Here is a 15,396-nt window from a genome sequence, read left to right as displayed (position 1 = left end):
TAGTCCTTATGAGCGCTGCAGATTCAGCTTTTAGTTTAGATAGCGTCGACCAGGCCATCGCCGATATCGCGGCCGGCAAGGCAGTCGTCGTCGTGGACAATGAGGACCGCGAGAATGAAGGCGACCTCATCTTCGCCGCTGAGCTCGCCACTCCGGAGCTCGTGGCCTTTATGGTGCGCTATAGCTCCGGCTACATTTGCGCGCCGCTGCTCCCGGAAGACTGTGAGCGGTTGAACCTACCCCCAATGCTGGCGGTTAACCAGGACGTGCGCCAGACCGCTTACACCGTGACGGTGGACTTGGCCAATGGCTCCACAGGCATCTCCGCCACTTCGCGCTGCGAAACTATCCGCAGGTTGGCTGATCCTTCCTCTGAGCCAGCGGAGTTCACACGCCCTGGCCACGTTGTTCCGCTCGCAGCCCGCCCGAATGGTGTCCTCGAGCGCGATGGACATACCGAAGCCGCCATCGACTTGGCCCGGCTGGCTGGTCTGCGCCCAGCCGGCGTGCTGTGTGAAATCGTTTCCGAAGAGGACCCCACGGACATGGCCCGCTCGCCGGAGCTGCGCCGCTTTGCGGACGCCCACGGGCTGACGATGATCTCCATCGAGCAGCTCATCGAGTGGCGTCGCCACAACGAACAGCAGATTCGTCGCGAGGTAGAAACCCGCCTGCCCACCGAGTACGGCGAGTTCCGCGCGGTGGGTTATTCGAGTGACGTCGACAAGCGCGAGCACATCGCCCTCTTCGTCGGTGACGTGGAGAGCTATAGCGGTGCGGAGGACGTGCCCGTTCGTGTGCACTCCGAGTGTCTTACAGGTGACGTCTTTGCCTCTCAGCGCTGCGACTGCGGCCCGCAGCTGCAGGAATCCCTTCGTGCGGTGCAAGAAGCAGGACGAGGCATCGTCATCTACCTGCGTGGGCAAGAGGGCCGCGGCATTGGTTTAGTGAACAAGCTCAAGGCCTATCGCCTGCAGGACAAGGGAATGGACACCGTTGATGCCAACGTGGAGCAGGGCCTACCGGAAGATGCCCGCGAGTATTCCGTGGCCGGCCAAATCCTGCGGGACGTGGGCGTGAAATCCGTGAACCTCTTGACCAATAACCCCCACAAAGGCGAGGGTCTGCAGGGCTTCGGCATCGACGCCACCGCACGCACCGCGCTGGCGACCCCCGCAACGGCGGAGAACATCAGCTACCTGCGCACGAAGCGCGACCGCATGGGGCATGATCTGCCCCAGGTCGCTGAGTGGGACCAGAAGCACTCGTAAGGCATTAAGCCGGAAGATCGAGTAAAAGACTAAAACAAAGGAGCACACAATGAGCAAGGAAGGCTTGCCAACCCCGAAGAATGTCTCGGGTGAAGGACTCCGCGTTGCCGTTGTCACCGCCACGTGGAACGCCGAGATATGTGACCAGCTGCATCGCCGCGCACTAGAGACCGCTGAAGCAGCCGGTGCCACTGTCACCCCGCTGCGCGTTGTGGGCGCTCTTGAGCTCCCCGTGGTGGTGCAGGCCGCGGCGCGCACGCACGATGCCGTGGTGGCACTGGGCTGTGTTGTCCGTGGTGGTACTCCGCACTTTGATTATGTGTGTGATTCCGTCACCCAGGGCCTGACCCGCATCGCGCTCGACGAATCCACTCCGGTGGCTAATGGTGTGCTCACTGTCAACGACTATGAACAAGCAGTTGATCGCGCCGGCTTTGCTGATTCCGCGGAAGATAAAGGTGCGGAGGCCATGCAGGCAGCTTTAGAAACCGTGCACACCTTGCGTACACTGGACGAGTCAAACCTAAAGTAGGCTGCCATGCGCAACCACTGTGCCCTGCATATCAGGACAAGGCCGTGGCCTGCCTCAGCGGAGTGATGAGGAGATGGAGAACTCGATGACGGACCCACAGGTGCCCTTGGGCCATGAAGAGCGGGAACAGTCAGCTCACGCAAATAAGTCCTCGCAATCTTTGCGGCCGGCCGCATCGAGCTCTGCGGAGGGCGCACAGCGCATGAGCGAGGAGCAGTTATTGGCCTACACCAGCGCTGATCCTTTTGCCCTGACCTCATCCAAGCCTTGGGAATATGAAGCTACTTCGCCTTATCTGCGCAAGGTGGCGATCGTCTGGATCATCCTCGTCATGGCAGCGCACTTGTTTATGGGCTTCACGGTGGGCTTGTCCTTTACCGGTGCGACGGTGACGACGATTGATAAGTTCGCTTTCCCCGGTGTGGGCGTGGTGATTTCAATCCTATCGTGGTTGGCATTGACTCGACCGCGACTGCGTGCAAACTCCGATGGAGTAGAGATCCGCAACATCCTGGGTACCCGCTTCTACCCGTGGCAGGTCATCTACGGCCTGTCCTTCCCCGAAGGATCCCGCATGGCGCGCATCGAGCTGCCTGACTTCGAATACGTGCCGGTTTGGGCCCTGCAATCAGGTGATAAGCAGGACGTTATCACCAAGGTCCGCTCCTTCCGCGACCTGGAAGCCCGCTACATGCCGCAGGATGACTAGTGGCTGATCCCTCAGAGTACCGCCCCGCGCCCGGAAGCATCCCCACGGATCCGGGCGTTTATAAGTTCCGCGATGAAAACCGCCGCGTCATCTACGTGGGCAAGGCAAAGAACCTGCGCGCGCGGCTATCCAATTACTTCCAGGACATCACCCAACTGCACCCGCGAACCCGCCAGATGGTTCTGACCGCGGCCTCAGTCGAATGGACCGTGGTGGCCAGCGAGGTGGAAGCACTGCAGCTGGAGTACACGTGGATCAAGCGCTTCGATCCACGTTTCAACGTTATGTACCGCGACGACAAAACCTACCCCATGCTCGCGGTTTCTGTGGGGGAGAGCATTCCGCGTGCGTTCTTCTACCGGGGCCCACGCCGTAAGGGAGTGCGCTATTTTGGTCCCTATTCCCATGCCTGGGCGGTGCGTGAATCCCTTGATCTTCTCACTCGAATCTTTCCTGTGCGCACCTGCGCCAAAGGTGTTTTCAATCGCCACGAGCGGCTAGGGCGGCCTTGCTTGTTGGGCTATATCGGCAAGTGCGATGCACCGTGCATTGGCCGAGTCAGCCCCGAGGAACACCGCGAGACGGTCAACCAGCTCATCAGCTTCATGAACGGTAATACCGCGCCCGTGCGCAAGAGGGTGACCCAGCGCATGGAAGAGGCAGCAGAGAACTTGGAGTTCGAGCTGGCAGCGCGCCTGCGCGATGACCTTGGCGCCATCGACAAGCTTATGGAGCAGCAAGCCGTCGTCCTGCCCGACGGCACGGATGCAGACCTCATCGCGTTTAGTTCGGATGAATTGGAGGCGGCCGTGCAGATCTTCCATGTGCGCGCAGGCCGTATTCGCGGTCAGCGTGGTTGGGTGGTCGAGCGCTCTGGTGATCAGGCAACGACACACGTGGTTGAGGAGGGCCAACCAGATCCGGGTCTGCCGGCACTGATCCAGAACTTCCTCATCCAGTTTTATTCGGATGCCGTCGAGCGTCAGCGCCAAGAGGCTGCCGAGGACGCCAAAATGGAGCGCAGGGGAGTGGACCAAGAATCTCATGCCGAGACGCGGCAGGGTAACGCCATTCCTCGCGAGATTCTGGTCCAAGCACTGCCGGAGGAAGCCGAGGAGGTGAAGATTGTTCTGGAGGAACTGCGGGGTGCCCAGATTGATGTACGGGTACCGCAGCGAGGCGACAAGCGCGCCTTGCTGGAGACCGTCGAAAGGAATGCGAAGGAACAGCTGAAACAGCACAAGCTCAAGCGCGTGGGTGATCTGACTGCCCGGTCCGCAGCACTTCAGGAGCTGCAGGAGGCGCTGGGCATGGATTCCGCGCCGCTGCGCATTGAGTGTACGGATATCTCGCACATTCAAGGTACCGATGTCGTGGCATCCTTGGTGGTCTTCGAGGATGGCCTGCCCCGTAAGGCTGATTACCGCCGCTACCGCATCAAGGAAGCTGCGGGTGATGGACGTTCCAACGACGTTGGTTCCATCGCTGAGGTGACTCGCCGCCGCTTCAAACACCACCACGATGACAAACGCGCGGTGCCGGACGAGGAGCTGGAGAACACTACCTTCGCCGAGGAGATGGTGCGGGAAGAGGCTGCGAGCCAAACCAAACGCAGTTCCTACCCACCACAGCTCTTCATCGTGGATGGTGGTGCACCGCAGGTGGCTGCGGCGCAGGCAGTTTTCGATGAACTTGGCATTGTGGACGTTACCCTCATCGGTCTAGCTAAGCGCCTAGAAGAGGTGTGGGTGCCTGGTGATGATGAACCGGTGATTTTGCCGCGCAATTCTCAGGCCCTCTTTTTGCTTCAGCACCTCCGTGATGAAGCCCACCGTGTAGCCATTTCCTATCACCGCCAGCAGCGCTCGAAGCGGATGCGCTCATCGGTTCTTGATGCTGTGCCAGGCTTGGGGCCTCAACGGCGTACTGACCTGGTCAAGCACTTCGGTTCGGTGAAGAAGCTCAAAGAAGCCAGCGTGGAAGAGATCGCTGAGGTCAAGGGCTTCGGCCCGAAGCTAGCGCAAACAGTTTTTGATCATCTTCACGCCTCCTAAGAAGGCTTGGCTTTTGAAAAATTTTGCCACCGAGGACTCTGAATAGGTGGTAAGAATGGAAGCCATGACGCTGTTTGATTCCCCACCCATTTTGATCACCGGCATGTCAGGCGGAGGCCTGACGTCGGCGGCTAAAGTGCTGGAGGATAAAGGCTATTACGTAGCCCATAACATCCCACCCAAGGCAATCGTTGACTTGCTCAAACTGTGCGCTAGTCCGGAGTCCCCGGTAAGCAAGATTGCTGCGGTGACCGATGTACGCTCCCGCTTGTTCCCGGGTTCCTTGGCAGAAACCCTTGATGAACTAGAACAGCTAGATATGAAGCCGACGCTGCTCTTCCTCGATGCGCGCGATGACGTTCTGATTCGCCGGTTCGACTCAGTGCGGCGTACACACCCCCTGCAGGACGGGGAAACCCTCAAGGCAGGTATTCAGCGCGAGCGCGCAGCAGTGCAGGCCATCCGCGAGCGCGCGGATATCATCATTGACACGACCAATCTCTCCGTTCATGACCTGCGCCGCGCGATCGAGGCCTCTTTCGGCGAGATGGGCCATGAGCTGCAGCACGTCACGTTAGAGTCCTTCGGCTTCAAGCATGGTTCCCCGCGTGACGCAGATCTTGTTGTCGATGTCCGCTTCCTTCCCAATCCTTATTGGGTGCCTGAATTGCGGGGCTACCGCGGGACTGATGAACCTGTTGCAGACTACGTCCTTTCTCAGGACGCCGCTGAACCCTTCATTGATCACTTCATCACCATGTTTGATTCGATGCTTGCCGGCTACCGGAACGAGGGCAAGAACTTCATCACTATAGGCATCGGGTGCACCGGCGGACACCACCGATCCGTGGCGGTTACGGAGGAGATTGCTCGCCGTCTCAGGGAGCGCGGGGACTTGGATGTGAGCACACTGCACCGTGACATCGCCCGGGATTAGGTGCGTTAAGATAAAAGTTCATTCCCTACCCCTCGGATGACCGAAAGCTAATATTTCCGTGACATCTCTCCCTACCCACATGGCTAGCCTGGGCGGCGGCCATGGTCTCTACCAAACCCTTCTGGCTGCGCGCCGTACCGGCGCGGAAGCGATTTCTGCCATCGTCACCGTGGCTGATGACGGCGGTTCTTCCGGGCGTCTGCGCCGCGAGATGGACATCATTCCGCCCGGTGATTTGCGCATGGCGCTCGCTGCATTGTCGAGCGACTCAGAGGAAGGCCAGTTGTGGGCCTCTACGCTGCAGCACCGCTTCCAGAGCACCGGCGCCATGGCCGGCCACGCGGTGGGTAATCTTCTCATTGCCGGACTCACTGAGGTCTTGGGGGACTTCCAGGCGGCGCTTGACGCGGTGGGACGGCTTACGCAGTCTGCGGGCCGCGTGCTGCCGGCTGTGAATCTGCCGCTCGATATCGAAGCGGACGTGGCCGGGCTTGACGACGACCCCCGCATCATGCGCTCCGTCCGCGGCCAAGTCGCTGTCGCGTCCACTGTGGGGCAGGTGCGTCGCGTGCGCATCATCCCGGAAAAGCCACAGGCCAATCCGGAAACCATCGCGGCCTTGCGCGATGCGGACCTCATCACCCTGGGGCCGGGATCGTGGTTTAGCTCCGTGCTTCCACACGTCCTCGTGCCGGAGATTGTCAACGCAATTACGTCCTCGGATGCGCTTCGCGTTGTAGTACTTAACCTTTCCGCTGAACCAGGGGAGACCCAGGGCTTTTCAGCTGAGCGCCACCTGCACGTCTTAGCGCAGCATGCGCCGAACCTGCGGGTAGACAAAGTAATCGTCGATGGATCTGGTCTTCCGAATGAGTCGGAGCGAGTCTTCGTGCAGCGTGCGGCAAGCGTGCTCGGTGCTACGGCGGTTTTCCGCGATGTGTGTCAGGCCGATGAGAACGGAAATTCTCTCAACAAGCATTGCCCAGACAAGCTCGCGCAGGTACTGACTGAGCTTTATACCGACTATGTCGCTCAGCGGGATTCTTCGGCGGGTGCCCCGGGCACTCACCGCAGCTGAGCGCGCGATAGACTAAGTGGCATTCATCGCTCACTGCGACGTCACTGCGCTTCACAGGTGCGGTACTACGTGCTGTATGCGCGAGCTCAAGGTCCTTTTGAGCTCAGTTGCACCACTGCTGGTTTCAGCGGTGAGCTACATCAAGAGTTGAAAGGGGAGGCACGAGGTGTCTGCGTCATTGACCGATCAGGTCAAGGAGGAACTTACGGCGGTCTCCGTACCGCGCCAGTCCGCTCGTGCGGCGGAGGTTGCCGCGATCCTCAGGTTCGCCGGCGAGCTCCATATCACCGGAGATAGGGTGATGTACGAGGTCGAATTGGAATCGAAGAGCGTAGCCACTCGCTTGGTCACCGCACTCGACGAGCTATATTCGATCTCTGCCAGTATCCACGTAGCAGGCCCCGCCGCATCCTCTAAAAAGAGCAGGGTACAGCTGCGCATTACTACCGGGGCCAAGGAGTTGACCAGGCGTCTGGGGTTGGTGACCCGCTCGGGTCACCCAGTCGTGGGGCTGCCGCCGCAAGTAATCTCCGGCTCTGTTGCGGATAACGAAGCGGCTTGGCGCGGCGCCTTTCTGGCGCAAGGTTCGCTAACCGAACCGGGCCGTTCTTCAGCGCTGGAGGTGACCTGTCCTTGCCAGGAGGCAGCACTCGCACTTGTAGGCTGCGCCCGGCGTTTGGGTGTGGTGGCGAAAACTAAGGAGACCCGCGGGGCCGATCGCGTCGTGGTACGTGATGGCGATGCCATTGGTGCGTTGCTAACCAGGATGGGTGCCCAAGAGACTCGCCTGACGTGGGAGAAGAAGCGTATCCAACGCGAAGCCCACGACACCTCCCGCCGCCTAGACAACTTCGATGACGCGAACTTGCGCCGTTCTGCCCGTGCGGCAGTTACAGCCGCTGCTCGCGTCGAACGCGCCATGGTCATCTTGGGGGATGACGTTCCGGAACACCTCGCGGACGCCGGCCGCCTACGCGTGCAGCACCGCGAGGCTTCCTTGGAGGAGCTTGGACGCTTGGCTGATCCCCCGATGACCAAAGACGCGGTGGCTGGGCGCATTCGCCGCCTGCTTTCTATGGCAGATAAGCGCGCGAAGGAACTTGGTGTGCCGGATACGACGAAGGCAGTGACAGAGGAACTTTTCGAGGAATCTTAGTCTCTCGTCTTAACCCCAGACGCAGTCGAATGTTGTGCCCGTTCGGGCACCGCAGCGACCGTCTGGGGCAATTTTTTGACTATAGGAGGTGAATCTATGACCGTGGATAGCTGCTTTATTTTTGGATTCACCCGCTCTTTTTTGCTTTAGTGAGATATCCCACCTTGCCCTCTCTAGGGTCAACACAATCCCACATAAACGGGCATATATGCAGGTGTATGGGTTTGGGGAATTACCATAAGGAGCTAGCGGCCCATCCAGTGTACGCCCCTTTTCCCTTTCGTGCGAGCACCCTCGATGCGAACCTGAACGCACACTGCAGGATGCAAAATACGTGGGTACTATCGGCCGTGTTGGGAAAACCACCGAGCACGTCACGGAAGTGGCAGGGCAACGGTGCCGCAAGAGCGGTCCACCGCACTGCCTATAAAGACAAAGTCTCGGAAGCCCCCACAATAGAACTTCACTCGATTATTTGAGGAGACATTACAGTGACCATTCGCGTAGGTATCAACGGATTTGGCCGCATCGGCCGCAACTTCTTCCGTGCAGTCGCACAGGGCAACAATGACCTCGAGGTCGTCGCAGTCAACGACCTGACCGACAACGCAACCCTGGCCAACCTGCTCAAGTACGACTCGGTTCTGGGCCGCTTCGACGGTGAGATCGAGCACGACGACGAGTCCATCACCGTCAACGGTCACAAGATCGCAGTCTCCGCAGAGCGCGATCCGAAGAACCTGAACTGGGGCGAGCACAACGTCGACATCGTCATCGAGTCCACCGGCTTCTTCACCGATGGTGAGGCTGCTAAGGCTCACATCGAGGCCGGTGCCAAGAAGGTCATCATCTCTGCACCGGGCAAGAACGTTGACGCAACCTTCGTTTACGGCGTTAACTCCGATGAGTACGACGCTGAGAAGCACAACGTCATCTCCGCCGCATCCTGCACCACCAACTGCTTGGCACCGATGGCTAAGGTCCTGCACGAGAAGTTCGGCATCGAGAAGGGCCTGATGACCACCATCCACGCCTACACCGGTGACCAGCGCATCCAGGACGCTCCGCACCGCGACCTGCGCCGCGCACGCGCCGCAGCCGTCAACATGGTTCCGACCTCCACTGGTGCAGCAAAGGCTGTTTCCCTGGTTCTGCCGGAGCTGGAGGGCAAGCTGGACGGTTACGCAATGCGCGTTCCCACCATCACTGGTTCCGCCACCGACCTGACCTTCCAGGCATCCCGCGACGTCACCGCTGAGGAAATCAACGCCGCTATCAAGGAAGCCGCAACCGGCGAGTTCGGCGAGACCCTGGGCTACACCGAGGACCCGATCGTCTCCACCGATATCATCACCGACTCCCACGGCTGCATCTTCGATGCTGGCATGACCAAGGTTTCCAACGGCAACTTCGTCAAGGTCCTTGGCTGGTACGACAACGAGTGGGGCTACACCAGCCAGCTCGTGCGCACCACCTCCCTGGTTGCTTCCAAGCTCTAAAGTTTCACCCTTTGAAATGAGCACAGTGAAGCAAGCTGTGATTGCCTGTGGAAGCCCCACAGGCTAGAACCCGGCCCACGCGCCGCGCCTACTATCTCTGAATACGTGGCGTGCGCTGGGCCGGTATTCGTCTTTAAGGAACGATTTCGCGCTTTCACACACGTTGCTAATCAGGTTCCGGCACACTTACTAAGTGAATAGCATTAACCTTTAGCTTGAGTACCCACCTTCAAGGAGAACACAATGGCTTTCAAAACTTTGGACGATCTGCTCGCAGAAGGCGTTTCTGGCCGCCACGTCCTTGTTCGTTCTGACTTCAACGTCCCGCTCGATGATGGAGGAAACATCACCGACTCCGGCCGCATCACCGCCTCGCTGCCCACTATCAAGGCGCTCATTGAGGGTGGAGCGAAGGTCATCCTGTCGGCACACTTGGGACGTCCAAAGGGCGAAGTAAACCCGAAGTACTCCCTCGCTCCAGTCGCAGAGGCTCTGTCCGAGGCACTGGATCAGTACGTTGCTCTGGCCGGCGATGTCAGCAGTGAGGACGCTCACGAGCGTGCCAACGGCCTCAACGATGGCGATGTTCTCCTCCTAGAGAATGTTCGCTTTGATCCGCGCGAAACCTCCAAGGATGAGGCTGAGCGCGGCGCCTTCGCCGATGAGCTCGTCGCCTTGGCTGCGGACAACGGTGCCTTCGTCTCCGATGGTTTCGGTGTCGTTCACCGCGCGCAGGCCTCTGTGTACGACGTCGCCAAGCGCCTGCCTGCATACGCCGGCAAGCTGGTCCAGAAGGAAGTGGAAACCCTGGCTGCGGTAGCAGAGAAGCCAGAGCATCCGTACGTGGTTGTTCTTGGCGGCGCCAAGGTCTCCGACAAGCTCGGTGTGATCGAGGCCCTTGCCGGCAAGGCCGACAAGGTCATCATTGGCGGCGGCATGTGCTACACCCTTTTGGCCGCGCAGGGCTACAACGTCCAGAACTCCTTGCTGCAGGAAGACCAGATTGATAACTGCAAGGAGCTGCTCGAGCGCTTCGGTGAAAAGATTGTCCTGCCGGTCGACCTCGTTGCTGCAACCGAGTTCGATGCTCAGGCAGAGAACAAGGTCGTCGCCCTGGACGGCATTCCGGAGGGTTGGCAATCTCTCGACATCGGCCCGGAGTCGGTGAAGAAGTTCGACGAGGTCATCGCTTCTTCCAAGACCGTCTTCTGGAACGGCCCAATGGGTGTCTTTGAGATGGAGGCCTTCTCCAAGGGCACCGCCGGTGTGGCACAGTCGATCATCGACGCCACCGCTAAGAACGGCTCCTTCACCGTCGTTGGCGGTGGTGACTCCGCAGCTTCCGTTCGCCTTCTCGGCCTCGATGAGGATGGCTTCTCTCACATCTCTACCGGTGGTGGCGCTTCCCTCGAGTTCCTTGAGGGCAAGGAGCTGCCGGGCGTCAAGGTTCTGGAAGCCTAAGCACTTAAACCGTCAACTCAGTCTGATTTAGAAAGGCTAATCATGGCACGTACCCCGCTTATCGCAGGTAACTGGAAGATGAACCTCGACCACAAGGAAGCTATTGGCTCCCTGCAGAAGTTCGCTTTCTCTCTGCCGAAGGAATACTACGAGAAGGTTGACGTGGCTTTCATGGTCCCGTTCACCGATATTCGCACCGTGCAGACGCTGGTCGACGGTGACGACTTGCAGTTCACCTATGGTGCACAGGACATCTCCAAGCACGAGTCCGGTGCATACACCGGTGAGGTTTCCGGCAAGATGCTCTCCGCCCTGGGATGCTCCTGGGCAGTCGTTGGTCACTCCGAGCGCCGTCAGTACCACGGTGAGACCGACCAGCTGGTTGCTGAGAAGGCCGCAGCAGCCCTGGCTAACGGCATCAGCCCGATTGTCTGCGTGGGCGAGCCGCTCAACGTGCGCGAGGCAGGCACTCACGTGGATTACGTGGTCACCCAGACCCGCAACTCCCTGCAAGGACTTTCTGCCGAGGACCTCTCAAAGACCGTCATCGCTTATGAGCCGGTCTGGGCAATCGGCACCGGTAAGGTTGCTTCCGCTGAGGACGCGCAGGAAGTGTGCGCAGCTATTCGCGAGCTCGTCCGTGAGCTGGGCGGCGATGAGGTGGCCGAGGGCATCCGCATTCTCTACGGTGGCTCCGTCAAGGTGGATTCCATCGCGGAGATCGTAGGCAAGCCGGACGTCGACGGTGGCCTTGTCGGCGGTGCTTCTCTCAAGGGCGAGGAGTTTGCCAAGCTGGCGGCTAACGCCGCCCAGGGCGCATAGCCCTCATAGCAGCTGGCATCACGCTAAATAGCCGTGGCGGGTCGGAATGGTTTCTGGCCCGCCACGTGGTGTATTATCGGGCATTATTGCGCCTGCTTTTGGCGCCCACTTCTCCGTGGGCTGGCGGCATAGGCTGTCACCCACCACAATAAACGAACGAACGCGTAAAACAAGGAACTATTTCATGATCTTGGCACTGGAAATCATCCTCGTGATTGCCGCAATCCTGATGTCTGTCTTCGTGCTGCTGCACAAAGGTAAGGGCGGCGGTCTTTCCAGCCTTTTCGGCGGCGGTGTGCAGTCCAACTTGTCTGGTTCCACCGTGGTTGAAAAGAACCTTGACCGTTACACAGTGGTCATGGTGGTCATCTGGCTCGCCTGCATCGTAGCCCTGAACCTGCTGCAGGCATTTAGCAGCTAAAGCCAGCCAGCTGGTCCACGGCCACAACAACGCTTAACGCCGCGTGCTTCCTCCTAAGGAGGAGGGAACGCGGCGTTATTTTTCCTAGACTGCAAGCGGCCGGAGGAACCGTGGCGCTAAAGCCGCTGTGCGGCGTCTTCACTCACGAAAAGCAGAGTCTCTTCGGTACCCTGCGCGCCTGCGGCAGGCCAATCCTCAGCCGCGGCGCCGGCTGCGAGGTGGGACGCAGCTTCGGCCTTCTCCTCGCCGGAGACGAGGAACCAAATGCGTTGGGAGCGATTGATAGCAGGGTAGGTCAGCGTGACGCGCTCTGACGGGGGCTTAGGGGAATCGTGGACAGCAAATGCATAGTCCGTGTCTTCATAGACTGCCTCCGAATGCGGAAACAGAGAGTTAATGTGGCCCTCATGTCCCATGCCCAAGAGGTGAATGTCGAAGCCCTCTGGGGCAAAATCACGGATCTCGCCCTCATAGGCTTGGGCGGCGTGTTCCATGGATACCGCACCCAAGTCATAGCCATGAATGTGCTGTTCTGGAATACCGACCTTGCTGAGAAGAGCCTCACGAGCTTGGCCTTCGTTGGAATCCGGATCGCTGACAGGAACATTGCGCTCATCACCGAAGAAGACGTGGACCCGCGTCCAGTCCACGGCCAATGCCGGGTAGTCGCTACCTTGCTGCTGGGCAGCGTCGTGGAGGCGGGCCAATTCGCGCAGGACACCGATTCCAGCACCGCCACCAGTGAGGACTACGCGTGCTACTCCGTCCTTGTGCAGGCCACTGCCCGGGGCTTGAATCGCCGCAACCGTCTCAATAAAGGCGAGTGCAGCGGAGGATATGAGCTCGTCGATGTCGCTAACGCGGCGAAGCGTGACCATGGTGCAGAAAGATCCTTCTGAATGATGAGACTGGGGGAAACGATGAAAAGGTTACGCCTACACACTGTAGTGCACGCGCGCTAAGGCGCGGAGAGCATGGGCGTATGTCCTATCAGAATCAAGGTGGCGCAGCTCTTCCGAGAGCACCTCCGCTTCGGAACGCACAGCGAGGCTCACGAGCGATTCTGGAGAACCGGGGACGCTGACCTTAACCGTTGTGGCGTCGACAGCCGTGACAGTGATATCCGCGGTGGGGCGCCGGAAAACTAAGGAGGTAATCGGGAAGGCGCCTGCCTCGCACTTCGAGATCTTACGGGTGACGGGGACGGAAAGGGCGTCGAGCAGCCAGCCAGCTGCAAAGTCGACGGCGGCGTGGTGCTCGGCTCCGGAGATCTCCACCGAATTGACAGGCTCGTGTGGGTGGCGGTCAAGAGACGAGGCGATGATGCCACGCCACAGGGTGATGGCGCCCCAGGACATGTCGGAATCACCCGGCTTATAGCCGGAGGACAGCACGTGCAGGTCGTATTGATCAACACCGCTGCCGAAAGCCACGTTAGTGATGCGGCGCTGAGCAAGAGCACCGATGGGCACTGCGGCGGGAGCAGGCGGGCAGGCAGTAGGCCACCACGCGACGATTGGTGTATCCGGAAGAAGAAGGGGAGTAACCACTGCTTCTGCCTGGTCGGCGAGGGCGCCGTGCAGGTGCATAACGACGATTTCCGAGGCACCAGCCTCGCCACCAACGCGCAGCTCAGCATCGAGGCGGGTTTCCTCCTCGAGGGAGCCCGAGGCGATCACGATGACGCGAGAGGGGTGCTCGTGGGAGGCATCGCGTACTGAAGTGAGCAGGTTGTCAAGATCATCGCCTTCTTCGGTCATGACGATGAGCGTAAGAACGCGTCCGGTCGTGAGCGTGTAATGCTCCTGCATCTCCACGAGCTTCTTAGAGATTTTGCGCGTGGTCGTATCTGGCAAGGGGATAATCATAAAGCCATTTCTCCTAGGGACCTACGGACGGCGCCAGGAATGACCCCGGCGGCGCAGCATTCTATCGGCAGACTCCGGCCCCCATGTGCCAGCGCGGTACTGCTCTGGCTGACCGATGTTGGACCAGTATTCAATGATGGGGTCGAGGATGGACCAAGACAGCTCCACTTCCTCGTTGGTGGGGAAGAGTGAGGACTCGTCTAAGAGGGCGTCGAGAATAAGGCGCTCATAGGCCTCCGGTGATTCCTCGGTGAAGGCCTCAGCGTAGGCGAAGTCCATGTTGACGTCGCGCACTTCCATGGTGGAGCCGGGGACCTTGGAGCCGAAGCGCATGGTGACGCCTTCATCTGGCTGGACGCGGATCACCACAGCATTCTGGCCTAGCGAATCAGCTTGACCTTGGTCAAAAGGCTGGTGTGGGGCGGTCTTAAAAACGAGCGCAATCTCCGTCACGCGGCGGCCGAGGCGCTTGCCGGTGCGCAGGTAGAAAGGAACGCCCGCCCATCGTCGGGAATTGACCTCAAGGGTGCAGGCTGCATAGGTTTCCGTCGTGGATTCGGGATCGAAGCCTTCCTCTTCTCGGAGGCCCTTAACATACTCCGAGCCTTGCCAGCCGGCGGAGTATTGGCCGCGGGCCGTTGTTTTGTTGAGCGGGTGCACCGCATTGGTGGCGCGCAGCACCTTGATCTTTTCTGCTTGGAGCGCCTCAGGGTCAAAGGAGGAAGGCTCCTCCATGGCGACGAGGGCTAGCAGCTGCAGGAGATGGTTTTGGATGACATCGCGGGCAGCGCCGATGCCGTCGTAGTAGCCAGCACGGCCTCCGAGCCCGATGTCTTCGGCCATCGTGATCTGCACATGGTCGATATAGTGCGCATTCCACATGGGTTCGAAGATCTGGTTGGCAAAGCGCAAAGCCATGATGTTCTGCACCGTTTCCTTACCCAGGTAGTGGTCGATGCGGAAGACCGAGGACTCTGGGAAAACGGCATTGACGATCTCATTGAGCTGGCGCGCGGAGTTCTGATCGTGGCCGAAAGGTTTCTCAATGATGACGCGGCGCCAAGAATTATCCGTGCTATCAGCCATGCCGACGCGCTCCAACTGATGGCAAATATCGGAGAAGAACTCCGGGGGCACGGAAAGGTAGTAGGCCCAGTTACCGCCCGTGCCGCGGGAAGCATTGAGCTCAGCGAGCCGGGCAGACAGCTTGTCAAAGCCTTCGTCATCGAAGTTGCCTTGCACAAACTCGATTCCCTTGGCCAAGTGCTCCCACACATGCTCACTGAACGTGGTTCGTGCACCTGCCTCGGCGGCTTTGCGGACGTAGTCGCAGAAAGCCTGTTTATCCCAGTCACGGCGGCCGTAGCCGACCAAGGTGAAGCCTGCCGGAAGCAATCCGCGATTGGCCAGGTCATAGATAGCAGGCAGGAGCTTCTTGCGCGCCAAGTCACCCGTGACGCCAAAAATCACCATGCCAGAAGGGCCGGCGATGCGTGGCAGGCGCTTGTCCTTCGCGTTGCGCAACGGGTTGACCCACGCGCTGGTAGTGCTCACTAAGTGTCCTTTCGGTCTGTGTGAGTTAAGTCCA

The 15,396-nt window shown here is 59.5% G+C and carries 14 protein-coding genes; 11 read left to right on the top strand and 3 right to left on the bottom strand.

Translation table 11 applies throughout. The features are described 5' to 3' along the window. The first annotated feature begins 8 nt into the window (after positions 1 to 8). The 11 genes from HMPREF2537_RS09975 (at position 9) to secG (ending at position 11,940) form a co-directional block, all read left to right on the top strand. Positions 9 to 1,271: a bifunctional 3,4-dihydroxy-2-butanone-4-phosphate synthase/GTP cyclohydrolase II gene (locus HMPREF2537_RS09975; RefSeq protein ID WP_070528458.1), complete on the top strand. Its 1,263-nt coding sequence runs from the start codon at positions 9 to 11 to the stop codon at positions 1,269 to 1,271. 49 nt (positions 1,272 to 1,320) lie between these two features. Then, on the top strand, positions 1,321 to 1,803 hold the full coding sequence (gene ribH, locus HMPREF2537_RS09970) for a 6,7-dimethyl-8-ribityllumazine synthase (protein WP_070528456.1): 483 nt from the start codon (positions 1,321 to 1,323) through the stop codon (positions 1,801 to 1,803). 85 nt (positions 1,804 to 1,888) lie between these two features. Continuing rightward, positions 1,889 to 2,512, top strand: coding sequence for a PH domain-containing protein (locus HMPREF2537_RS09965; RefSeq protein WP_070528454.1), 624 nt, complete (start codon positions 1,889 to 1,891; stop codon positions 2,510 to 2,512). Further along, positions 2,512 to 4,566 (top strand): excinuclease ABC subunit UvrC, encoded by a 2,055-nt coding sequence (gene uvrC, locus HMPREF2537_RS09960; RefSeq protein WP_070528452.1) that lies wholly within the window; start codon positions 2,512 to 2,514, stop codon positions 4,564 to 4,566. Before HMPREF2537_RS09965 ends, uvrC begins: the two co-directional genes overlap by 1 nt. A gap of 55 nt (positions 4,567 to 4,621) precedes the next feature. Further along, positions 4,622 to 5,503, top strand: a complete 882-nt coding sequence (rapZ, locus tag HMPREF2537_RS09955; protein WP_070528450.1) for an RNase adapter RapZ — start codon at positions 4,622 to 4,624, stop codon at positions 5,501 to 5,503. A gap of 79 nt (positions 5,504 to 5,582) precedes the next feature. Continuing rightward, positions 5,583 to 6,581 carry a gluconeogenesis factor YvcK family protein gene (gene yvcK, locus HMPREF2537_RS09950; protein WP_070528447.1) on the top strand — a complete coding sequence of 333 codons (999 nt, stop codon included), beginning with the start codon at positions 5,583 to 5,585 and terminating at the stop codon, positions 6,579 to 6,581. 166 nt (positions 6,582 to 6,747) lie between these two features. Next, entirely contained in the window at positions 6,748 to 7,737 is a 990-nt protein-coding gene (gene whiA / locus HMPREF2537_RS09945) for a DNA-binding protein WhiA (protein WP_070528444.1), read from the top strand. A gap of 491 nt (positions 7,738 to 8,228) precedes the next feature. Continuing rightward, on the top strand, positions 8,229 to 9,236 hold the full coding sequence (gene gap / locus HMPREF2537_RS09940; RefSeq protein WP_070511751.1) for a type I glyceraldehyde-3-phosphate dehydrogenase: 1,008 nt from the start codon (positions 8,229 to 8,231) through the stop codon (positions 9,234 to 9,236). Between the two features lie 243 nt (positions 9,237 to 9,479). Then, positions 9,480 to 10,697, top strand: coding sequence for a phosphoglycerate kinase (gene pgk / locus HMPREF2537_RS13045; RefSeq protein ID WP_070528442.1), 1,218 nt, complete (start codon positions 9,480 to 9,482; stop codon positions 10,695 to 10,697). 42 nt (positions 10,698 to 10,739) lie between these two features. Continuing rightward, complete coding sequence (gene tpiA / locus HMPREF2537_RS13040) at positions 10,740 to 11,519, top strand: triose-phosphate isomerase (protein ID WP_070528441.1); 780 nt, start codon at positions 10,740 to 10,742, stop codon at positions 11,517 to 11,519. A gap of 184 nt (positions 11,520 to 11,703) precedes the next feature. Then, complete coding sequence (secG, locus tag HMPREF2537_RS09925) at positions 11,704 to 11,940, top strand: preprotein translocase subunit SecG (RefSeq protein ID WP_070528438.1); 237 nt, start codon at positions 11,704 to 11,706, stop codon at positions 11,938 to 11,940. A gap of 116 nt (positions 11,941 to 12,056) precedes the next feature. Here the strand turns inward: secG and pgl are convergent, their stop codons facing one another. Genes pgl through zwf form a run of 3 tightly spaced genes read right to left on the bottom strand, consistent with a single transcriptional unit; the run spans position 12,057 to position 15,362 of the window. Next, complete coding sequence (pgl, locus tag HMPREF2537_RS09920) at positions 12,057 to 12,818, bottom strand: 6-phosphogluconolactonase (RefSeq protein ID WP_070528435.1); 762 nt, start codon at positions 12,816 to 12,818, stop codon at positions 12,057 to 12,059. 57 nt (positions 12,819 to 12,875) lie between these two features. Further along, entirely contained in the window at positions 12,876 to 13,808 is a 933-nt protein-coding gene (locus tag HMPREF2537_RS09915) for a glucose-6-phosphate dehydrogenase assembly protein OpcA (protein WP_070528425.1), read from the bottom strand. A gap of 21 nt (positions 13,809 to 13,829) precedes the next feature. Next, positions 13,830 to 15,362: a glucose-6-phosphate dehydrogenase gene (gene zwf, locus HMPREF2537_RS09910; protein ID WP_083299012.1), complete on the bottom strand. Its 1,533-nt coding sequence runs from the start codon at positions 15,360 to 15,362 to the stop codon at positions 13,830 to 13,832. Positions 15,363 to 15,396: the final 34 nt, after the last annotated feature.

This window comes from Corynebacterium sp. HMSC074E01 (genome assembly GCF_001808885.1).
Classification (GTDB): Bacteria; Actinomycetota; Actinomycetes; order Mycobacteriales; family Mycobacteriaceae; genus Corynebacterium.
The sequence above is the reverse complement of the archived record's forward strand: the minus strand, read 5'-3'. Positions and strand labels throughout refer to the sequence as shown.